The organism is Snodgrassella sp. W8158 (assembly GCF_016100435.1).
Taxonomy (GTDB): domain Bacteria; phylum Pseudomonadota; class Gammaproteobacteria; order Burkholderiales; family Neisseriaceae; genus Snodgrassella; species Snodgrassella alvi.
The window spans coordinates 739,429-760,020 of the sequence record NZ_JACFSM010000002.1 but is presented as its reverse complement, the minus strand read 5'-3'; the positions used below and the strand labels follow the sequence as shown (position 1 = coordinate 760,020).

Here is a 20,592-nt window from a genome sequence, read left to right as displayed (position 1 = left end):
TATGGTGATGAATAAAACATGGTTGTCTGTATTACTGGCTTTAGGATTGGTGGCAGGTTGCGGCAGAACTGATATTCAGGTGAAATCTACTGTCGGTATGCCACAGCAGTTTGATCAGAATGCGGCAGCACGCGGCTCAGCTGATATCAGCCGCTGGTGGCAAAGCTGGCCGGATCCGGTATTGAATGAGTTAATTGAAACCGGATTAAAAAATAACCGGAATCTGGCCAAAATGAAAGCAAATATGCTTGCAGCACGAGCCAGTGCTGCTATGGCTGAGTCTGATTTAGGACCGCAAGCAGGTGTGGAAAGTAGCGGAGGATTACATCGTTACAATGGTGATAATTCACTTAAAGATTTAAACTTACCGGCAATTGGTAATGCAAAGGATTACTTGCAGGCAACTGGTTCGCCGCTGGGTAATAATCGCCGGCATGTTCATGGTAATACGGTTCAGGCAGGTTTTACAGCCAGCTGGGAGCCGGATGTATTCGGACAAAAACGCAGTGATGCTGATGAAATGCATTATCTGAGCCTGAGCGAAACAGAACGCTGGCATGGTGCGCAGATGATGCTTGGCAGTGAAATTGCCGATAATTATCTGAAAATGCGTGCAATGCAGCAACGGGTAAAAGTAGGTGAGCACAGTGTTGCTACTCTTAAGCAATTGCAGCGATATACGGAAGGGCGTTTTCGTGCAGGTCAGGCATCGGCTTATGATGTCAGAGAAGTTGCGGCAAAACTTTCAGCTATGCAGGCAAAAATTGCTACTTATCAGGCACAAGCTGATGTTTATCAGCGCAATATAGCAGTATTGACCGGTCAGTCTTCGCAAGGATTTGTGGTTGCGCCTGCGTCTTTGGATATTTTTCAGCATTTACCTTCTGCTCCGGCGGGACAGGTTCCACTGGATCTCATTACCCGGAGACCGGATATCCGCACTCAGGAAAATCTGGTGAAAGCGATGAGTGCCGGTTTAGCCAGTGCTAAAGCTGACCGTCTGCCACGATTTTCGCTTAATTTTTTATGGCAGACCGGACAAATACATTTAGACAGCAGTACTTCATATTTAAAAAATACGGCCGGTTTGCTGAATGCAAGCATGACTATTCCTGTGTTTACTGCAGGCAGAATCAAACATAATATTGAGCGGGCTGATGCTCAGTTACAGGCAGCTATTGCCGGATATGACCAGATGATTTTACAGGCTCTGGCTGAAGTAGATAGTGCATATCAGATGCAATTTAGTCTGAATAAACAAAACCGGTTAATGCATGAGGCTCAAATGCAGGCTGCCAGTCAGGCTGGTGCGGCTGAAAAACTGTTTCGCTATGGCGATATGACCCTGGACCGCAGTTTACGGGCACGCCTGAATGCAGAAGATTTGGATGATCAGCAAATTCAGGGCAAACTGGAAGAGGCACGTAATCTGGTTAATCTGTATAAGGCATTAGGCGGTGGCTGGCAAATTACTGATGAAAACTGATTTAAGATAATTAAGCTGAAAATTATGTTATCGTTTAATTTTCTGTTTGTATGAATAAGTGGCAGTAATGGTACACTGATAGATTACATGATAATAGCAATTATTAATTAATCAAAATATATCAGGTATCCTGATATTTTCCGCTCCGGGAGCTGTAATGCCGCTAAGTATTACGAGATCTGTTAGATGGTACCTGCTGATACTGATTGCCGTATTGAGCCTGAGTGCCTGTTCTACACTGCAATATCAGCCTATAGACACAATTGATCATATTGATGAACAGGAGGGTTATCGTATACAACATGCATTGTTAAACAATGATGCGAAGAAAATAGACGATGTAATCGGTATTGTGATGCTTTCCGGTGGCGGAACCCGTGCAGCTGCGTTTGGTTATGGGGTTCTGGAATCTCTGAAAAAGCAGCAAGTAAAAATAGACGGTAAACAGGTGAGTCTCCTTGATACGGTTGATGTGGTTTATGGTATATCCGGAGGCTCAGTTTTAGCTACTTATTTTGGATTACACGGAGCCGATACAATACCGAAATTTGAGCAAAATTTTCTCAATTTAAATTTGCAGAAAATGTTAGTTGGTCAGGTTTTTTCGATGGCTAACTGGTCGCGGCTGGCTTCACCGGAGTTTGGTCGCGGTGATTTGTTACAGGAACAGCTGGATTTACATTTATATCATGGCGCTACTTATGCGGATTTAAATAATAAACGTAAGGGGCCGTTTGTGGTAATTAGTGCTACTGATATGAGTTTGGGCAGCCGGCTGGATTTTACGCAGGAGTATTTTGATTTACTCTGCATTGATTTAACTAAATTACCCATTTCCCGTGCCGTAGCGGCATCCAGTGCTGTGCCACTGGTTTTTGCACCGGTAACTCTGAATAACAATGGCGGTAATTGCCATTATCAGTTACCAGATAATCTGGTTGATAGTAATAATGCTGATGCTACCGGCACGACAGCTTTCCGTGCTCAGACACGCACAGCTTATCGTAATAATCTCAAGCAATATCAGGATAGTCAGAAAAGACCTTATATTCATTTACTGGATGGTGGATTAACGGATAATCTCGGATTACGCAGTTTGCTGGACACAACTGAGTTATATAGTAATGAAACTTTGTATGACCAGCTGGAATCAGCGAATATTCATAAAATTATCATTATTAATGTCAACGCCCAGACACAGCGCAAAAATGAAATTGACAGTAGCGCCAGTGTTCCCGGAACTACTGAAGTCGTGAGAGCTTTAACCAGTATTCCGATTGAGAAGTATTCAGAAGATACTCAGCATCAATTTCAGAAATATGTAGACTGGTGGAATGAAAATCGCAGTGAGGGTACACCGCGGGTATACTATATAAGTGTGAATTTACTGGATTTACCTTCTTCCCCTTTAAGGGATAAAGTAATTCATATACCAACAACGTTTTATCTGGCACGCAGTGAAGTGAATAATTTGCGTAAAGCTGCGAAAGAGCTATTAGCCCAGTCTGCCGAATATCATCGGCTGATTAAAGATATTGGTGTAGATTCATCCGATACTGATACAAAGGCATTTAGTTTATATGATGAAGAATCTGATGATGGTGATGATTCAGCAGATGCTACAGATCAACCGAATGCAGAAGATAATCCTCAAAATAATTTGAGTAATGTGGTTAATTTTATCAATACTGAATCATTACCTTTATTTCGCTGAAAAATTTTATTGTATAGTGAAGCAGATACTTTTATCTGTTTGATTGTTTGAAAAGAGCCTGAAAGAAAATTATTCAGGCTTTTTTTATATTCATTTCTGGAAATACTCAGGCTCTTATCAGATATAGCGTGTATATGTCAGGCTAAAATTCTTGTCTGAATTGATTTATTTTAAGTATTAAAGAGTTATTGGTATAGATGTCAATGAAGTAAACCCTTATCAATAAAACCATCTGCCAAAATTCAAATTTGAGAAATCAAAAAATAATTATGTAAACTTTATGTAGTTAAATGGTTTTAATTAGTTATAATTTGGAATGGATATTTTAATTAGCAATTTGTGTTAATTTTAATATCATTTTTTTTAGAAAAAATAGATGATTTGTTGTGAAATGGCAACAGAAATCTGACTGTTCAGCGTAGTTGTTAAACAGGATTCTTATTATCATTTCAATATGTTAGAGATTATCAATCGTATTGAAAAATAGTTTATATAGTTTAATAATTAAATATGCATTTTGATTAAATATATTCAATTAGAAATAAATTATTTTATTGGCTATTAAGATATAAGAATAACAGATTATTTAATAAATTTTATTCAATATAGATATTATAGTTCTAAATTATATTAATATATTAATAAAAAATTCTGAACAAAATCTTAACTTTTCTCTTTAAAATCAGTTGAAAAAAGCAAAAAACAGTATTGGTGCATGAATGTGAAATTATTCTTACATAGTAATTAAACGCGATTAATTGGATTAATTAAATGCCAATGTTGTTAACAAAATACCAAAATTATCATTAATTTTCGTACATATGAATATTTAGACAAAAATTAAAAGCGCACGAGCGCACACTAGCCTACGTTCTTTCAGGAGAAGGTAGACATATGTTGAATTGGGTATTGACTAATATTCAGGAATCACCGGTTATTCTGATGTTTCTGTCGTTAAGTCTGGGTTATTTGCTGGGCAATATACGCTTCGGTAAGTTCCAGCTCGGCGGGGTTGCCGGTTCCCTGCTGGTGGCAGTGGTTTTGAGCCTGCTCAATGTTCACATTGATTCTGGTCTTAAGGCATTGCTGTTTACTTTATTTATTTACGCTGTGGGTTATGAAAGCGGTCCTCAGTTTTTCCGTTCACTTGGTGTAAAAACTCTGCGTGAAATTTTTCTGGCATTGTTTATCGCCATTACCGGCTTTATTACGGTAATGATTATGGCACGCCTGTTCCATCTAGATAAAGGTCTGGCCGCTGGTCTGGCTGCCGGTGGTTTAACCCAGTCAGCAATTCTGGGTACGGCTGCTGATGCTCTGACACATATGGGTCTGCCTGCCGATCAGTTACAACAGTTACAGGCTAATGTAGCTATTGGTTATGCGGTGACATATATCTTTGGTTCTTTGGGCGCAATCATAATTTGTATGAATGTGTTACCGAAAATCATGGGTCGGGATATTCGCGATGATGCGGTAGCTGCTGAAGCTGAACAACTGAAAGGTGCTATGGCACTGGAAGGTAATCAGGGGATGGCAATTACGCAGATGGTGGGACGTATCTATGTGGTTGAACATGATATTCAGAAATCTATCAAAGATATTGAATTAGAAAATCTGGGTATAACTATCGAACGCATTAAACGTCACGGTAATCTGATTGACTGCACTCCGTCTACGATTCTGAAACGGGAAGACATCATCCTGATTGTTGGTCGTCGTGAAGCTGTGACTTCTGTCAGCACTTTATTCGGCCGTGAACTGGATGCCGAGCCGGGTCTGGAAGTCATTGTTGATACTAAAAATGTGGTTTTTCGCAACCCTGAGTATGCGAATAAAACCATGGCTGAAATTCGTTCCAAAGTTCATATGAGCGATAAAGACTTTGAAATTCAGCATGGTATCTACCTGATTGAACTACATCGCAATGGTGAAAAAATAGATCTGACACCTGATACAGAGTTCAAACTGGGCGATGTAATGACCATTTACGGTTCTACCAGTGATATTAACCGTGTTGTACATATTATCGGTGCACCTATTACGGTTAATAGTAAAACCGACTGGGCTTATCACGGTCTGGGCGTAGTACTTGGTCTGATTATCGGCTGGGTAGTAATTCGTATCGGCAATATTCCGATTACGCTTGGTGCCGGTGGTGGTGCATTGTTATCCGGTCTTTTCTTTGGCTGGCTGCGTGCCCGTAAACAGACATTCGGCAATATGCCTGCTGCGGCTTCTCAGTTCATGAAGGACTTTGGTCTGGCCGGCTTTGTATCTGTTGTGGGTCTGCAATCAGGTTTACAGGCAATTACCACTATTAGAGAACATGGTCTGACTCTGTTCCTGATTGGTGTGGTGGTTACTCTGGTTCCGATGATTCTGGCTATTTTCTTTGGTCGCTATGTGCTCCGTTATGACAATGCAGCTGTATTTGCAGGTGCCTTGGCCGGTTCACGCAGTGCCAATCCTGCATTTGGTGAAGTTCTGGATAAAGCAGGCAATGCAATTCCGACTACTCCATTTGCTGTTACATATGCATTAGCCAATGTGTTCCTGACATTGTTAGGTCCGTTGATTGTGGCTCTTGTTTGATATGTGCTTTAACTTCTTGAGGAAACTATTATGACTTCAAAACATGATTTTGAAAAATATGCTAATTTAAGCCCGTTTGAGTTGAAAAATCACTTGATTGATCTGGCACAGAGCCGCAACGATCGGATGATGCTGAACGCCGGTCGTGGTAATCCTAACTTTTTAGCTACTTTACCACGCAATGCCTTTTTTGAATTAGGTTTGTTTGCTGCAGAAGAGTCTGAAATTTCTTTCTCTTTCCTGGATCAGAATATCGGCGGCATGCCGTTTAAAGATGATCTGATGGCACGTTTTGACGACTTTATCCGTCGTAACCGCCACAAACCAGGCGTTGATTTTCTGAGCAAAGCCATGTCCTATGTACGTGACCAGCTTGGCTACAATCAGCATCAGTTCCTGTTGGAAATGACTGAAGGTATTCTGGGTTGCAATTATCCTGTACCTGACCGTATGCTGCGCTTGTCTGAAGAAATCGTTAAAACCTATATTCTGGAAGAAATGGGTGCTAAAACGATGTCTAATGACGATATCGATCTGTTTGCAACTGAAGGTGGTACTGCTGCTATGGCATACATTTTCAGTTCTCTGAAACAGAATGGTCTGATTCGTCATGGCGATAAAATTGCTCTGGGCGCACCAATTTTCACACCATATCTGGAAATTCCTGAACTGAACGATTATGAATTGGAAGAAGTTCTGATCAATGCTGATCCGAAACTGGACTGGCAGTATCCTGAAAGCGAATTGCGCAAACTGGAAGATCCCTCAATCAAGGCATTCTATCTGGTTAACCCATCCAATCCGCCTTCAGTGAAAATGGACGACCGCAGTCTGCAGATTATTGCTGACATCGTGAAAAAACGTCCTGATCTGATTATTCTGACTGATGACGTATACGGTACATTTGCTGAGAACTTTGAATCTCTGTTTACTCTGTGCCCGTACAACACTATTTTAGTGTACTCTTTCTCTAAATACTTCGGTGCTACCGGCTGGCGCTTGGGTGTCATTGCCATGGCCAAAGAAAATGTACTGGACAAGAAAATTGCTGAGCTGCCTGAAGAAGAACGTCAGGTATTGCACAAACGTTATCTGTCTATTACTCCGGAACCGGAAAAACTGAAACTGATCGACCGTATGGTTGCTGACAGCCGTGCTGTTGCTCTGAACCACACAGCCGGTTTGTCTACACCACAGCAGGTGCAGATGGTACTGTTCTCTCTGGCCGAAATGATGGATACCAAGAAACAGTATAAAGATGCTCTGATGGCTCTGATTCGCAACCGCAGTGCTGCCATGTACAAACAGCTGGGTATTAAACATGAGTTTAATGAAAACAGTGTGGATTACTACACTCTGGTTGATATGGAAGATACTGCACGTCAGCTGTATGGTGATGAGTTTGCTGAATGGGTTGTTAAAACCAAAAATCCGAATGAACTGCTGTTCAGAATTGCGGATGAATCCGGCGTAGTATTGTTACCGGGTAAAGGTTTTGCCGTACGTCACCCATCCGGTCGTGTTTCATTAGCCAATCTGAATGAATATCAGTACAAAGCTATTGGTGCATCTCTGCATAAACTGGCTTGTGAATATCATGAAGAATTTAAAGCCAGCAAGTAATTAATTTTACCCTAGCTTAAATTAGCGCCGCACTGTTTGTGCGGCGCTATTATATTTGCTTTGGCTATATCGTAAATCAAAAATCTGATAAATGGAGATCCTTTTATAATTGGATATCTACCGGAAAAAACCGTATAGTTTAACTGGTTCATTCTGATTTTATTGTATATGGAGGAGAATAAAATTGCGGGTACATTTTATTATTCATCAGGATTATGAAGAAGCTGCAGCTTGTGAAGAATGGGCAATCAGTAGAGATTATCAGATTTCGCATTCACGCGTTTATCTTGGCGACAAATTACCCGAATCTGCAGCTGGTTTCGATATGCTGATTATTATGGGGGGGCCGCAATCACCAGTTACGACAATTGAGGAATGCCCTTATTTTGATACTAATGCAGAGCAAAGTCTGATTCTCAGTGCCATTAATAATGGTAAGGCTGTGCTTGGTATTTGTTTAGGTGTCCAATTAATCGGGCAGGCTTTAAACGGAATGTATGAACACAGTCCTAATAAAGAAATTGGTTATTTTCCAATTTATCTAACTCATGCAGGTATGGCGGATGAACTTATCTCTCATTTTGATAAAGAAATGCTAGTGGCACATTGGCATGGTGATATGCCGGGTCTGACCGAACAGGCACAAGTGCTTGCCTATAGTAAAGGTTGTCCGCGTCAGATTATCCGTTATGCACCGTTGGTATACGGTTTTCAGTGTCATCTGGAGCTGAATGCAAAAGCTATTGATAAATTAATTGCAGCTTCTGTATCTGAATTGGAGAAAGCAGCTGATTATCCTTTTATTCAGTCAGCAGAGGAAATCAGATCTTTTGATTATTCTGTTATGAACCAGCAGCTTTTTATTTTTATGGATAAACTGATACGGCTATATCAAAATAATATTGAATAGCTTAGCAGGAAGGTATGGTTTAACGGTGAAAGAATCGGGAAATAGCTGTTTCAGCCTGAGCTTTTAGTGCCGGTGTGATGGCTTTTTGCAGCTGTCTGTATACCATGGTAATAACCGCAATATCATCAGTAAATCCTATTGGTCCGAGTAAATCGGGAATCAGATCTATAGGACTGAGAAAATAGAGCAGGGCACCCAATATCAGCATTTTACTGCGTAGCGGTGTTTCTGCTGATTTAAAAAGCAGATATAAGGTGTATAGCTGCACCATTACGGGTTTACCCAGAATTAAGGCATTTTTACTAAGCTTTGTGAAAAAGCTTTTCTCATTGAACTGATTATGTCCGATATTGACATTTTTATGTAACCAACTCATCGCTATATGCTTTCATTTGCAGATTATATCTGTATGGTTTATTTTAAAGCAGCGGGTGAAAGAACGACTTTTAACCGTGCCTGATGGCGCTGTTGATAAAAACGGACATCAAACCACCAAAAAGCTGATTTTTTCACTGACCAGAATTGCTGCGGTAACCAGATGCCGTTGAGCAAATAAGCGCAGAACTGACCTATCCAGGGTTGATGACCTACCCATATCTGTGCAGAAGAAGCAGCGTTCTGCTGTTGCAGAAAAGTAGCGAGATTAAGCGGATGGCTGTCAGGATTCAGTAATTTATTAATAGTCAAAGGCTGTTTAAGAAATTCTGCAGTTTGCTGTGCTCTTACTGCTTCTGAGCAGAAAACTTGAAAGTTATCCGGTAAATGCTGATGCAACCATTGAGCACTGGACTTTGCCTGCTGCTGACCTTTAATTGTTAATCTTCGTGCCATATCATTGCGGCTGTCTTCAGCCTCGGCATGACGCCATAAAATTAAATCCATATCTTACTCCTTTGGATTATGGTTTCAGAGTGCAGTTAGCTGTTATGCTTATGCTACAATTATTTGGTTTGCCGACTTCTTTCTGATAGTAGTAGCATCAGTAGTGTTCTGGCAATGTGGCAGAGGCTATCTTTGTATTTTTTAATCATGCATTAACATTGAAAGACAGGTGTGAATCGATTTTTTGTAGAAAGGAAACTGCAAGATAAAAAAAACGGGCAGTTGGCTGAGCGCTTTCAAGTCTATATACAGTTAATGCGAATAGACCGGTCGATTGGTACGTTATTGCTGTTATGGCCAACCTGGTGGGCTTTATGGATTGCTGCAGACGGATATCCGGACTGGTTAATCGTGCTGCTGTTTACAATCGGCACTTTTTTAATGCGCAGTGCCGGCTGCGTGATTAATGATTATGCAGACCGCGATTTTGACGGTGCGGTTGATCGTACCTGTCAACGACCTTTTGCTTTAAAAAAGGTAAGTAAAAAAGAAGCGCTCATACTGACATTATTATTGTGTATTTTGTCTGCATTCTGTTTACTGCCTATGAATCGGCTTACCTGGCTGATGAGTATTCCCGCACTATTTCTAGCCATGACATATCCGTTTACTAAACGTTTTTTTCCTTTACCGCAATTATATCTTGGTCTGGCATTTTCGTTTGGGATACCTATGGCGTTTGCAGCGATAACTAATCATGTGCCGATGATTGCGTGGATTTTACTGGCTGCCAATACATTGTGGACTTTAGCTTATGACACTATATATGCCATGGCAGACAAGGAAGATGATTTAAAAATCGGCATTCATACATCTGCAATTACTTTTGGTAATCACGATATTACTGCTGTTATGTTGTGTCATGCAGGGTTTGATCTGCTGATGATTCTGGCTGGCTGGCAGATTCACGCCACTATCTGGTACTGGCTGGCACTGGTAATTGTATCTGTTTTGCAGTATTGTCAATGGCTCAATATTCGTACAAGAGACCGCAAAATATGCTTTACCATGTTTGTTCGTAATAACCGGATTGGTCTTATCCTGTTTATTGGATTGCTTCTGCATTACTGGATAGGCAAATCATGAGCAATGAAAACATTATCGGGTAGAAATAAGAGATAATTTTTGTAATTTGATTGTATTGAAATAAATTGTATCTGATTCAGCAAAGTAAATTAGTCCCCTTTCCGGATTAGCCGGCTGTACAGTGCAGTTTGATAGGAATTGAATATGAGCATGAGTTTAATTGGGGATATTTTACCGGTTTCACATGTGGTTCTTGATTTAAATGTAAGTAGTAAGAAACGTCTGTTTGAAGAAGCCGGTCAATTATTATCCGAAGAGGCAGGTTTGTCGCAGGAAGATGTTTTTAATTGTTTGTTTGCACGCGAAAAGCTGGGCTCAACCGCACTAGGTAAGGGGGTGGCCATTCCGCACGGGCGTACCGGTGCAGTAAAAGATACGGTAGGTGCGTTTTTCCGCCTGCAAACACCCATCGCATTTGATGCTCCGGATGAACAACCCGTCAGTCTGGTATTTATACTATTGGTACCGGAAAATGCATCAAGCAAGCATTTGAATGTTTTATCGGAACTGGCCGGAAAATTTTCACAAAAATCTGTACGCAATGCATTATTGTCTGCTTCCAGTGCCGAAAGTGTGCGTGAAATACTGATAGCAGAACAGGTATAAGGAAACATTACTATGCCCAGTATTTCGGTACGGCGCTTATATCATGACAATCAGACAAAACTGAAACTTGCATGGTCTGCCGGCACAGCCGGTGCGGATAACCGTATCAGTATTGATGCCGATAAGCCGGTACTGGCACTGGTAGGACATCTGAATTTTATTCATCCCAATCAGGTGCAGGTAATCGGAATTGCAGAAGTCGAGTATCTGAATAAAATTGAAGCCGGTGAAATCAAAACCACGCTTAATGAATTGTTCGATTTGACTATGTCACTGATTATAGTCGCAAATGATTTACCTGTGCCCTATATGCTGCGTGATTATTGTCATACGCATAATGTACCTTTGCTGACATCCAAAACAGAAAGCCCTTTTCTGATGGATGTTTTGCGAATTTATCTGCAGAGGGTGCTGGCAGCTTCTACAGTTAAATACGGCGTATTTCTGGATGTATTTGAAGTTGGTGTGCTGATAACCGGTCAGTCAGGTCTGGGTAAAAGCGAACTGGCACTGGAACTAATATCACGCGGACATGGCTTGGTGGCAGATGATGCGGTGGAGTTATACCGTATCGGGCCGGAAACACTTGAAGGCCGCTGTCCGGCTATGCTGAAAGATTTTCTTGAGGTGCGCGGTCTTGGTGTTTTGAATATACGGGCAATTTTCGGTGAAACTGCTGTACGACCCAAAAAGCAGTTACAGTTGATAATCAATCTGGTACTGGCCGATGATACCCATATGCAAAGGATTGACCGTCTGAGTATAAAAAGTGAAACTGAAAGTATTCTCAACGTATCTATTCGTAGTGTTACTCTGCCGGTAGCAGTGGGTCGAAATCTGGCTGTATTGGTAGAAGCTGCTGTCAGTAACTTTATTTTACAAATGCGTGGTCAGGACAGTACCAAGCAATTTCTGGATCGTCATAATTCAATGCTGAAAGAGGATGCGGTGAATCATGAGGATAGTATTGATTAGCGGATTATCCGGTTCCGGAAAATCCATTGCTTTACGTTTACTGGAAGATGTCGGCTTTATCTGTGTTGATAATTTACCGGTAAAGCTGTTGCCCGGTCTGATTGAACACTATGCAGCCAGTCATGTAGCGCAACTTGGCGTAAGCGTAGATATCCGTTCACGCTTCAACCCTGCAGATCTATTGGAACTGGTCACACAGTTACGTACTCTGGGACATCAGGTAGATTTGCTGTTTTTAACTTCTTCTGTAGCCGTTTTACTGCGCCGGTTTTCAGAAACACGCCGCAGCCATCCATTGGCACGGGAACATAAAACATTAAGTGAGAGTGTTTCTGCTGAACAGCAATACATGTCCACTTTGCAAAGCCACGCTTATGTAATAGATACTTCATTACTGAATGTACCGCAATTGCGCCGTCAGATTCAGCAATGGTTGCACTTGCCGGTAGCGCCAATGCGTGTTGTTCTGGAGTCTTTTGGTTATAAATTTGGTGTACCTGCCGGTCTTGATTTCGTTTTTGATGTGCGTTTTTTACCTAATCCCTATTACGATTTCCACTTACGTCCGTATAGTGGTCTGGATGAACCTGTAAAGACATTTTTTTCCGGACAGCCAGTTATGGCAGAAATGATAGATGATTTATCCGGTTTTCTATTGCGCTGGTTACCGCAAATGGAAAAAGAAAGTCGCAGTTATGTTAATATTGGCATCGGCTGTACTGGTGGTCAGCATCGTTCTGTCTATATTGTAGAAGCACTGGCAAACAGGTTAAATGCATATTCAGTATTGATTCGGCACAGACAGTTAGAATTAAGTAATTATTCTGAAAAAACGGTATAATACGCATTATGCGTTATTCAGGCAGCCTGATGTCAGGCTGCCTGAATGTTTTCAGTTTTGATATTTTTGATTTCAGACAAGGACAGTTTATGGCTATTCAGTGGTACCCCGGGCATATGAACAAAGCCAAAAAAGTCATTGCCGAACGGATAAAGAGCGTGGATATGGTAATTGAAGTACTGGATGCCCGCCTGCCTGCTTCCAGTGCCAATCCTTTGCTGGCAAAACTGTCCGGAAATAAACCAAAATTAAAAATTCTGAACAAGCAGGACTTAGCTGATCCCGAGCGCACAGAGTTGTGGCTGGCTGATTACCGTTCCCAGCCTAATACTAATGTCTTGGCACTGGATGCATCAGAAAAGCAGGCTGCTAACAGAATTATTGCGGCCAGCCGCGCACTGGTTCCTAACCGCCACGGTTTGGATAGACCGCTGAGAGTGCTTATTTGCGGTATTCCCAATGTAGGTAAATCTACCCTGATTAATGGCATGCTGGGTAAACGCAGTGCCAAAACCGGTAATGAGCCGGGTATTACTAAGGCTGAACAGCGACTGATACTGGCTGATGATTTCTGGTTATACGACACGCCCGGAATGTTATGGCCGAAAATTATAGTTGAGGAGGCCGGTTATAATTTAGCTGCCAGTGGTGCCGTGGGTCGTAATGCCCTGGATGAAGAGGTGGTAGCACTGGAATTACTGGATTATCTGCGCCGGCATTATTTGCCGTTACTACAGCAACGCTATCAGGCCGACTTGAGCGAAAGCCCGCACTGGCTTGATGATCAATGGTTAGAATGGGTAGGTAAAAAGCGTGGTGCATTATTAAGTGGCGGGCGCATTGATTACCAGAAAGCTGCTGAACGCCTGCTGACCGATTTTCGTGACGGACTAATCGGGCGTATTACATTGGAAACACCCAATCAGTGGGCAGTTTGGTTGAAAAAAGGTCAGCAACATGAAGCACAACTTAAGGCAGAACGGGCAGCCAGAAAAGCTGCGCGCAAAGGTTAATCTTTATAGATTATTTAAAACGGATTTCAATTTAAGTATAGAAATATATGACTATGAATCAATCTGTTTCTATCGAAGCATTAATTGAAGCTGCATTGCTGACCCAAAGTGAGGCACTAAGTGAAAAAACTTTGTCTGCGCTTTCTGATCCGCCTTTATCATCAGATGAGTTAACCAGCATACTGGAAGCACTGCAAATACGCTGGCAGGAAAGGGCACTTAATCTGGTGCATAGTGCCGAGGGCTGGCGCTTTCAGGTTACTCATGCGGCTTATCCCCGTTTGGCCAGTCTGGATGTTCAGCGCACCCCCCGTTATTCCCGGGCTGTATTGGAAACACTGGCCATCATTGCCTATCAGCAGCCGGTAACACGAAGTGATATTGAGGCTATCCGTGGTGTAGCTGTCTCTAGTAATGTTTTACAAACATTACAGGATCGAGGCTGGATAGAAATTATCGGACAGCGTGATAGCCTGGGAAGGCCAAATTTATGGGCTACCACAGCTGGCTTTCTGAGTGATTTACAGCTGGAAGATTTAAGCCAGTTACCACCATTAACAGAATTGGGTGAGCTTGTATTACCTGATTTAAATGAACCTGCCGTAGATCAGTCTACCGCAGAAGAACTGTCTGAAGACAGATAGGAGTATATGAATGAATCAAGCCAAGAAAAAATTAACTAAACGTCAGATACGCGACGGAGTAGCCAGTAAAAGCAATAAACATGTTTCCGGGCGGCACTCCGGCAATAAGACTAAATCAGCTCTCAGACAGCAAAATAATACAGGTGGTAAAGCGGATAGTTCTGTAATTACAGCTAATACAAAAACGAAAGTACAGCGTGCCAAAAAACTGGTGCAGCGTACGCCTAATCAAGAAATTCAGCAACGGGCACGGATGCTGAAAGACCAGCGTATCAGTCTAGAAAAAATGGAGCCTGTGAGACTGCAAAAAGCTCTTGCTGCTTCTGGTGCCGGTTCAAGACGGGAAATGGAGCAGTGGATTAGCCAGGGGCTGGTACGTGTTAATGGTAAAGTGGCTCAATTGGGAGACAAAATCACGCCGGATGATGAAGTCAGTGTGCGCGGTTCTGCTATTAATATCAAATGGCCGGATCGTTTGCCGCGCATTATGGTTTATTACAAACAAGAAGGTGAAATTGTCAGCCGTGATGATCCGCAGGGAAGGGTCAGTGTATTTGACCGATTGCCTCAGACAGCCAGCAGTCGCTGGGTAGCCATTGGTCGTTTGGATATCAATACATGCGGATTATTGATATTAACCACCTCCGGCGAACTGGTTAACCGGTTTGCTCATCCGAGTTTTGAAGTAGAACGCGAATATGCTGTTCGTGTTCTGGGTGAACTGAGTGAAGAACAGAAACAGAGTTTGCTCAATGGTGTCGAACTGGAAGATGGTATTGCTCAGGCTCAGCATCTGTGGGAACAGGGTGGCGAAGGAGCGAATAAATGGTACAACATCATCATTAAAGAGGGTCGCAACCGAGAGGTAAGGCGTTTATTTGAAAGTCAGGGGCTGACCGTAAGCCGTCTGGTTCGTGTACGTTTTGGACCGATTGCTTTACCAAATAGGCTGAAACGTGGTCAGTATTACGAACTGAATGAATTTGAAGTAGCCAATGTTATGAAATGGGCTGGTTTATATCAGTCTGAGTCCTCAAAGAAACGGTAAATATAGAGCTTTTTGGAGGTGATAGATGTCTCAACTGTATGTTATATCTAATTAATCAGTGTATATTTTTTTTTACATTAAGTTGAATATTGATTGATTCGTGTCAATAAATAGTGTCTTTTTTTACACAACCTGATTAAATGCTTTGTGTTCTTTTGCTAATCGGCGCAATATATATTGCAAATTAATTTTTGCATTATTTGCTTGGTTGTCCACATTCAAGAAAATGGAGTCATAATGATTTCACCAATGAAAGTGCCAGAAATCGAACACCGCACATTTGAATTGACACATTACGATGGTGTGAAACGCACGGTATATTGTACTGATGTAGAAACAGAGTTTCCTGATGGCTGTCTGATTACTTCCAGAACAGATCTGAAGGGAATTATTACTCATGCAAATGAAGTGTTTGTACACATGAGTGGCTGGTCGCGCGATGAACTGATGGGTGCCGAGCACTATATTTTACGCCATCCTGATATGCCCAAAGTAGCTTATAAAGATTTGTGGGATACTGTAGAGCAAGGAAAGAAATGGCATGGCTATGTAAAAAACCTGCGTAAAGACGGTGGTTTTTACTGGGTTTACGCTACGATAGTACCTAATATCCGCGATGGTGTTATTGAAGGCTATACCTCTGTACGACGTAAACCTTCCCGCAGTAAAGTATTAGAAATGCAGGCATTATATGAAGGCCTCATGAAAGAAGAGCGGGGTGACTCATGACAATCAATTTTTTAATTGCCCCAGACTTTCCTCCTGAATACTATGCCGGCTGGCATTTTCTTAATACTCGCCTGCAACGGCTGATTGATGCACCGGTGCATTTATCTATGGCCAGTAATGCTGAAGAAGAACAGCAGGAAATTGATAAGGATAATGTTGATATTATCTATGCTAATCCGTTCAATGCTTCCAAGCTTATTCGCGAACTTGGTTATTTGCCGGTGGTAAAGCCCGTCAATTGTTTTGATGAGATGATTATTGCCAGTAGTGCAGACAGTGAGATCAAGTCACTTGCAGATATCAAGCCCGGTATGTCAATTCTGTGTACCGAGAATTACGATGTTAAACTAATTGCTTTGCGACTGTTGGAAGCCGTTGATATAGATGAAAAAGATTTAACGTGGATTAAAAGTGAATCTTTTGCAGCTGTTGCCCGCGGACTGATACAGAATCAGGGTAATATTGGTTTATTTATGTCCTCTGCCTATCATAAATTGACTGCTATTACACGTAGTCGCTTAAATCTGTTAATTGAAAGTAAAATCAATGATTTATATCATTTGATTTTATTGCATCCGCGTAATGCAGAAATGCTGGAAAACTTACAGAATGCATTCAGTACCATGCGTGATACTCCGGCTGGTGAAATGTTGCTAGAGGACTTGGGTTTAAATGACGGCTTTGAAGTATTGAAAAAAGAAGATGTTGAATTATTAATCGATCTGATTGAAACATTACGCGATTAAAGCTTTTAAAAGCAATTTTATTTTATAATTGTTGACGCAACTTGTTTATAAAACGAGTTGCGTTGTTTTTTGATTTAAGTAATTGTAATTTGTGTGAGCTGTATTATTTTGCAAACTAAAAGTACTGTACCAAAATTATTTTTGGCGCCTATGCAGGGTTTAATAGATGCGCCAATGCGCGATCTGCTAACACGCATTGGCGGATTTGATGTTTGTGTTACCGAATTTGTGCGCATAACTCATACCATTCATGGTCGCTCTATCTGGCTGAAATATATGCCTGAACTGGCAAATAATAATCAAACTCAGGCCGGTACTGCTGTGGCCGTACAGATATTAGGAAGCGATTCAAAAAATATGGCACTGAATGCTCAAAAGGTGGTTGAACTGGGGGCTACACATATTGATTTGAATTTTGGTTGCCCGGCTCCTACTGTTAACCAGCATCAGGGTGGTGCAGTTCTCCTGCAATATCCGGATAAAATTGAACAAATAGTAGCCAAAGTACGCAAAAGCCTGCCAGATAAAATTATGCTGAGTGCCAAAATGCGTCTGGGTTATGAAAATAAAGATCTAGCTCTAGATTGTGCACAGGCCATAGAACAGGGTGGTGCACAGCAGCTAACAGTACATGCACGTACAAAAAGCGAAGGATACCGGCCTCCCGCTCATTGGGAATGGATAGGGCGTATTAATCAGGTAGTTCGTATTCCGGTTATTGCCAATGGTGATGTATTTACACTGGCTGATTATCAGAAAATCCGTGCTGTTAGTAATTGTAAAGATGTTATGCTGGGGCGCGGGGCAATTCAATGTCCAGATCTGGCACGCCAAATTGCTGCCTATAATCATGGGCAAGTAATATCTGCACTATCATGGCAAGAAATTCTGCCGTGGATTAATGATTTTTTTAATAGTTGCTGTGATAAAGCTGCCGAGGGTTCTGCTTATCCGGTATCCAGACTAAAGCAATGGCTGGGCATGCTTAAATTAAATTACCCTGAAGCCGGAAAGTTATTTACCCAGCTGCGTACTTTAACAGCCGTTAATCAAATCAGTCAGGTTCTTAATCAGCAATTAGAAGAAAGCCAGAATATTGTATGAGTTATAAAATTATACAATCTGCCAGTAATAATGAACTGAAGCATTTATCCAAATTAATTGCTCAGTCTCATTACCGTCGTCAGCATCAGCTTGCTGTACTGGAAGGTGTTCATCTGATTGAAACATTCATTCAGGCAGGATATTTAATTCAGGCATTATATTTACCGCAACAGCGTATTCATGACTCGGAAATTTCTGATTTACTCGCAGCGATTCCGGCACATCAGGTTGTACTGGTTGCGAACAATCTGCTGGATAAAATCAGTGATTTAGTTAATTCAAGAGAACCTGTGGCAATAGTGAAGTTACCGGAGGTTGTATCTGCATCAGATATTCAGGATGTTATTCTTTTAGAAAGAGTACAGGATCCCGGTAATACTGGCACCATTTTACGCAGTGCTCTGGCTGCCGGTGTTCATAATATTGTACTGAGCAAAGACAGTGTCGATGTCTGGTCACCCAAAGTATTGCGTGCGGCAATGGGCGCGCATGCCTATTTGAATATACAGACTGTTTCCGATTTAACAGCCTGGTGTACAGATTATGCCTATCCGTTGTATGCTACGGCATTGAGTCCTGAGTCGCATAGTCTTTATACATTAAATCTGAACGAACCTGCCGGCTGGATATTTGGCAATGAAGGAAGCGGGCTGAGTGCAAAAATGCTACAAGCTGCTTCCAGACTTGTAATTATTCCCATGACCGGTCAGACAGAATCTCTTAACGTGGCTATGGCTGCAACTATTTGTTTATTTGAACAACAGCGGCAGCGGCTTCAGGTAAACACCCTACCAAACAATTAATATTTTTATTTTTCGGGTCTGATTTGCAGATAACGGAATGAAACTAGGGCAGTTATCAGCAGCAAACCCAGCGGACAAATGCTCTGTTTGATGTTATCCTGCTAATCTTGCAGAACGTAGATATATAAGACATTTCAAGCATGAATAAACGTATTGTAACGATTGTTGCTGCCTTAGTGGCGGTTGTATTACTGATTTTACTGGGTTTGCCATATTATCTGGGTATTAAAGCCCAGCAAAGTCTGGACGAACAGCGTGCTTTACTGGCTAAAAATTCTTTTCTGCTGATTGAAAAGCAGAACTATGAACGCGGCTGGTTTAGTTCAACAGAGACTATGCAGATTCGCTTTAAACCTAGTTTTTTTGCCGGTGTACAGCAACAGTTACCGGATAATGTACGCACGGTACTGCAACAACCGATTACCTTGGTTAATCATGTACACCATGGGTTATTTGCCGGCAGTATTCGTCCTGTACGGGCTCATGTAGAAACTGAGCTACAGTTCACGCCTCAGGCAAAACAGATTCTTGATCGTTTTTTTGGTCAGAACGCGCCACTACAGCTTGAAAATACTATTAATCTAAGTGGAAGCGGACAAATACATGTTGTAATTCCGAAATTCAATTATGAAGAGTTATCCGGAATTAAAATCAATTGGCAGGGGCTGGATTCAACAATTGATTATGCTAAAGATTTTAATAGTTATGATAGCCATACTGTCAGTCCCGGCCTGGATGTGATTCTGGCGACTAAAGGACATGCGTCTTATCAGGATTTAAAGCTGAACAGCCATACAGAACATGGTAAAACATCACTGGCTTTAGGTAATAGTGATCTGAGTATCAAAAACATTACATTTATCTGGAATGATGTATCAGATAACAGTATCCGTTTAGATCAACTGGTTAATCTGGTAACTAATTTGCAGATAGGTGCATTTATTAGTCCGGCTGGTAGCAGTATTCCTGCCAAAATTAACATTCAGGATCTGAAACTGGCTACTTCTACTCAGGAAAAAGATCAGTGGATTAATAGTAATGGTAAATTTGGTTTTGCTAAATTAGAGTATGGCAATGATGTTTATGGTCCGCTGGATATTGATGCATCTGCCGAACATCTGGATGCAGCCAGTCTGGTGGCGATCAATAACAAAATTACTCAGTTATCAACTCAGAATCTGAATAATGAGCAACTTCGCGCAGCAATTGTATCTGCTGTACGTAATGAGGGGCAGGGACTGTTTACTCATGACCCGCTTATTAAACTGAACAGTTTTAAATTGCAAATGCCGCAGGGCTTAATAGATATACATGGCAGCCTTGGTTTTAAAAACCTGCTTGCCTCTGATATGCAGCAGTTTGGGTTAATGCTGAACAAAACTGAGTCAGAGATGGACTTTGCCATTCCTCAGGCGGTAATGGAAAATTTTGCCATCAGTCAGGCGCGTGCCTTTTTTACTGTAGATGCCAGTGCAGGGGGGCCGGAAGCTCTTGAAGATATTGATCAGACAATCCGCTTGATGATTGATAGTGCGGTTAAATCCATGCAGACCAAAGGCTATATACAGGTCGACAATGGGGTTATTAAAACTCATCTGAAATTATTGGGCGGCAAGCTTTATCTGAATGGTAAAATGTGGAATACTGAATCAGAACCTGAGCCGGATTATGCTGAATTACCGGCAGCGTCTGAAACTGCTTCTTTACCTCAGGCTACCGCTAATCACTAACTACCATTAGTATAAAAACCTCTTAATCTTGCTAATTAAGAGGTTTTTTATTAATTC

General features: G+C 41.5%; 19 protein-coding genes. 17 read left to right on the top strand and 2 right to left on the bottom strand.

Features of this window, described 5'->3' with window-relative positions; all coding sequences use genetic code 11:
- The first annotated feature begins 7 nt into the window (after positions 1 to 7).
- The 5 genes from H3V11_RS07960 to H3V11_RS07940 all read left to right on the top strand — a co-directional run bounded on the left by H3V11_RS07960 (position 8) and on the right by H3V11_RS07940 (position 8,328).
- Entirely contained in the window at positions 8 to 1,486 is a 1,479-nt protein-coding gene (locus H3V11_RS07960; RefSeq protein WP_078474904.1) for an efflux transporter outer membrane subunit, read from the top strand.
- A gap of 157 nt (positions 1,487 to 1,643) precedes the next feature.
- A complete protein-coding gene (locus tag H3V11_RS07955; RefSeq protein WP_198224164.1) occupies positions 1,644 to 3,200 on the top strand; it encodes a patatin-like phospholipase family protein in 1,557 nt (518 codons plus the stop codon).
- A gap of 894 nt (positions 3,201 to 4,094) precedes the next feature.
- A complete protein-coding gene (gene aspT / locus H3V11_RS07950) occupies positions 4,095 to 5,795 on the top strand; it encodes an aspartate-alanine antiporter (protein WP_198224162.1) in 1,701 nt (566 codons plus the stop codon).
- Positions 5,796 to 5,825: 30 nt separating this feature from the next.
- A complete protein-coding gene (locus H3V11_RS07945; protein WP_025330768.1) occupies positions 5,826 to 7,418 on the top strand; it encodes a bifunctional aspartate transaminase/aspartate 4-decarboxylase in 1,593 nt (530 codons plus the stop codon).
- A gap of 184 nt (positions 7,419 to 7,602) precedes the next feature.
- On the top strand, positions 7,603 to 8,328 hold the full coding sequence (locus tag H3V11_RS07940; RefSeq protein WP_198224160.1) for a glutamine amidotransferase: 726 nt from the start codon (positions 7,603 to 7,605) through the stop codon (positions 8,326 to 8,328).
- A 19-nt stretch (positions 8,329 to 8,347) separates the two neighbouring features.
- Here the strand turns inward: H3V11_RS07940 and H3V11_RS07935 are convergent, their stop codons facing one another.
- Together H3V11_RS07935 and H3V11_RS07930 are read right to left on the bottom strand one after the other, a co-directional pair.
- A complete protein-coding gene (locus H3V11_RS07935) occupies positions 8,348 to 8,704 on the bottom strand; it encodes a YkvA family protein (RefSeq protein ID WP_084565700.1) in 357 nt (118 codons plus the stop codon).
- Between the two features lie 38 nt (positions 8,705 to 8,742).
- Entirely contained in the window at positions 8,743 to 9,210 is a 468-nt protein-coding gene (locus H3V11_RS07930; RefSeq protein WP_084551968.1) for a histidine phosphatase family protein, read from the bottom strand.
- A gap of 255 nt (positions 9,211 to 9,465) precedes the next feature.
- On the opposite strand from H3V11_RS07930, the gene ubiA reads away from it, so the two are divergent.
- The 12 genes from ubiA (at position 9,466) to H3V11_RS07870 (ending at position 20,535) form a co-directional block, all read left to right on the top strand.
- Entirely contained in the window at positions 9,466 to 10,296 is an 831-nt protein-coding gene (gene ubiA / locus H3V11_RS07925; RefSeq protein WP_100125657.1) for a 4-hydroxybenzoate octaprenyltransferase, read from the top strand.
- Between the two features lie 150 nt (positions 10,297 to 10,446).
- Entirely contained in the window at positions 10,447 to 10,902 is a 456-nt protein-coding gene (ptsN, locus tag H3V11_RS07920) for a PTS IIA-like nitrogen regulatory protein PtsN (RefSeq protein WP_084548494.1), read from the top strand.
- A 12-nt stretch (positions 10,903 to 10,914) separates the two neighbouring features.
- Complete coding sequence (gene hprK, locus H3V11_RS07915; protein ID WP_025330762.1) at positions 10,915 to 11,877, top strand: HPr(Ser) kinase/phosphatase; 963 nt, start codon at positions 10,915 to 10,917, stop codon at positions 11,875 to 11,877.
- Entirely contained in the window at positions 11,858 to 12,718 is an 861-nt protein-coding gene (gene rapZ / locus H3V11_RS07910) for an RNase adapter RapZ (protein WP_198224158.1), read from the top strand. Before hprK ends, rapZ begins: the two co-directional genes overlap by 20 nt.
- Before the next feature lie 89 nt (positions 12,719 to 12,807).
- Positions 12,808 to 13,731: a ribosome biogenesis GTPase YlqF gene (gene ylqF, locus H3V11_RS07905; protein WP_078475651.1), complete on the top strand. Its 924-nt coding sequence runs from the start codon at positions 12,808 to 12,810 to the stop codon at positions 13,729 to 13,731.
- Between the two features lie 53 nt (positions 13,732 to 13,784).
- A complete protein-coding gene (locus H3V11_RS07900; protein ID WP_198224304.1) occupies positions 13,785 to 14,375 on the top strand; it encodes an SMC-Scp complex subunit ScpB in 591 nt (196 codons plus the stop codon).
- A gap of 10 nt (positions 14,376 to 14,385) precedes the next feature.
- Entirely contained in the window at positions 14,386 to 15,423 is a 1,038-nt protein-coding gene (locus H3V11_RS07895; RefSeq protein WP_084551966.1) for a pseudouridine synthase, read from the top strand.
- Between the two features lie 237 nt (positions 15,424 to 15,660).
- On the top strand, positions 15,661 to 16,152 hold the full coding sequence (locus H3V11_RS07890; RefSeq protein ID WP_232335786.1) for a PAS domain-containing protein: 492 nt from the start codon (positions 15,661 to 15,663) through the stop codon (positions 16,150 to 16,152).
- Complete coding sequence (locus H3V11_RS07885) at positions 16,149 to 16,898, top strand: phosphate/phosphite/phosphonate ABC transporter substrate-binding protein (protein ID WP_084551965.1); 750 nt, start codon at positions 16,149 to 16,151, stop codon at positions 16,896 to 16,898. The genes H3V11_RS07890 and H3V11_RS07885 overlap by 4 nt, the downstream gene beginning before the upstream one ends.
- Before the next feature lie 150 nt (positions 16,899 to 17,048).
- Entirely contained in the window at positions 17,049 to 18,002 is a 954-nt protein-coding gene (locus H3V11_RS07880; RefSeq protein WP_198224156.1) for a tRNA-dihydrouridine synthase, read from the top strand.
- Positions 17,999 to 18,805 carry an RNA methyltransferase gene (locus H3V11_RS07875; RefSeq protein ID WP_198224154.1) on the top strand — a complete coding sequence of 269 codons (807 nt, stop codon included), beginning with the start codon at positions 17,999 to 18,001 and terminating at the stop codon, positions 18,803 to 18,805. The genes H3V11_RS07880 and H3V11_RS07875 overlap by 4 nt, the downstream gene beginning before the upstream one ends.
- Positions 18,806 to 18,945: 140 nt before the next feature.
- Complete coding sequence (locus tag H3V11_RS07870) at positions 18,946 to 20,535, top strand: YdgA family protein (RefSeq protein ID WP_198224152.1); 1,590 nt, start codon at positions 18,946 to 18,948, stop codon at positions 20,533 to 20,535.
- The last annotated feature ends 57 nt before the right edge of the window (positions 20,536 to 20,592 follow it).

What these genes read in the sequence shown, in the direction of transcription:
- ubiA (WP_100125657.1), top strand. Translation starts at nt 9,466, where the DNA reads ATGCGAATAGACCGGTCGATTGGTACGTTATTGCTGTTATGGCCAACC.
- ptsN (WP_084548494.1), top strand. Translation starts at nt 10,447, where the DNA reads ATGAGTTTAATTGGGGATATTTTACCGGTTTCACATGTGGTTCTTGAT.
- H3V11_RS07890 (WP_232335786.1), top strand. Translation starts at nt 15,661, where the DNA reads ATGATTTCACCAATGAAAGTGCCAGAAATCGAACACCGCACATTTGAA.
- H3V11_RS07935 (WP_084565700.1), bottom strand. Translation starts at nt 8,704, where the DNA reads ATGAGTTGGTTACATAAAAATGTCAATATCGGACATAATCAGTTCAAT.
- hprK (WP_025330762.1), top strand. Translation starts at nt 10,915, where the DNA reads ATGCCCAGTATTTCGGTACGGCGCTTATATCATGACAATCAGACAAAA.
- H3V11_RS07945 (WP_025330768.1), top strand. Translation starts at nt 5,826, where the DNA reads ATGACTTCAAAACATGATTTTGAAAAATATGCTAATTTAAGCCCGTTT.
- aspT (WP_198224162.1), top strand. Translation starts at nt 4,095, where the DNA reads ATGTTGAATTGGGTATTGACTAATATTCAGGAATCACCGGTTATTCTG.
- H3V11_RS07955 (WP_198224164.1), top strand. Translation starts at nt 1,644, where the DNA reads ATGCCGCTAAGTATTACGAGATCTGTTAGATGGTACCTGCTGATACTG.
- ylqF (WP_078475651.1), top strand. Translation starts at nt 12,808, where the DNA reads ATGGCTATTCAGTGGTACCCCGGGCATATGAACAAAGCCAAAAAAGTC.
- H3V11_RS07895 (WP_084551966.1), top strand. Translation starts at nt 14,386, where the DNA reads ATGAATCAAGCCAAGAAAAAATTAACTAAACGTCAGATACGCGACGGA.
- H3V11_RS07930 (WP_084551968.1), bottom strand. Translation starts at nt 9,210, where the DNA reads ATGGATTTAATTTTATGGCGTCATGCCGAGGCTGAAGACAGCCGCAAT.
- H3V11_RS07875 (WP_198224154.1), top strand. Translation starts at nt 17,999, where the DNA reads ATGAGTTATAAAATTATACAATCTGCCAGTAATAATGAACTGAAGCAT.
- H3V11_RS07960 (WP_078474904.1), top strand. Translation starts at nt 8, where the DNA reads ATGAATAAAACATGGTTGTCTGTATTACTGGCTTTAGGATTGGTGGCA.
- rapZ (WP_198224158.1), top strand. Translation starts at nt 11,858, where the DNA reads ATGAGGATAGTATTGATTAGCGGATTATCCGGTTCCGGAAAATCCATT.
- H3V11_RS07885 (WP_084551965.1), top strand. Translation starts at nt 16,149, where the DNA reads ATGACAATCAATTTTTTAATTGCCCCAGACTTTCCTCCTGAATACTAT.
- H3V11_RS07880 (WP_198224156.1), top strand. Translation starts at nt 17,049, where the DNA reads ATGCAGGGTTTAATAGATGCGCCAATGCGCGATCTGCTAACACGCATT.
- H3V11_RS07900 (WP_198224304.1), top strand. Translation starts at nt 13,785, where the DNA reads ATGAATCAATCTGTTTCTATCGAAGCATTAATTGAAGCTGCATTGCTG.
- H3V11_RS07870 (WP_198224152.1), top strand. Translation starts at nt 18,946, where the DNA reads ATGAATAAACGTATTGTAACGATTGTTGCTGCCTTAGTGGCGGTTGTA.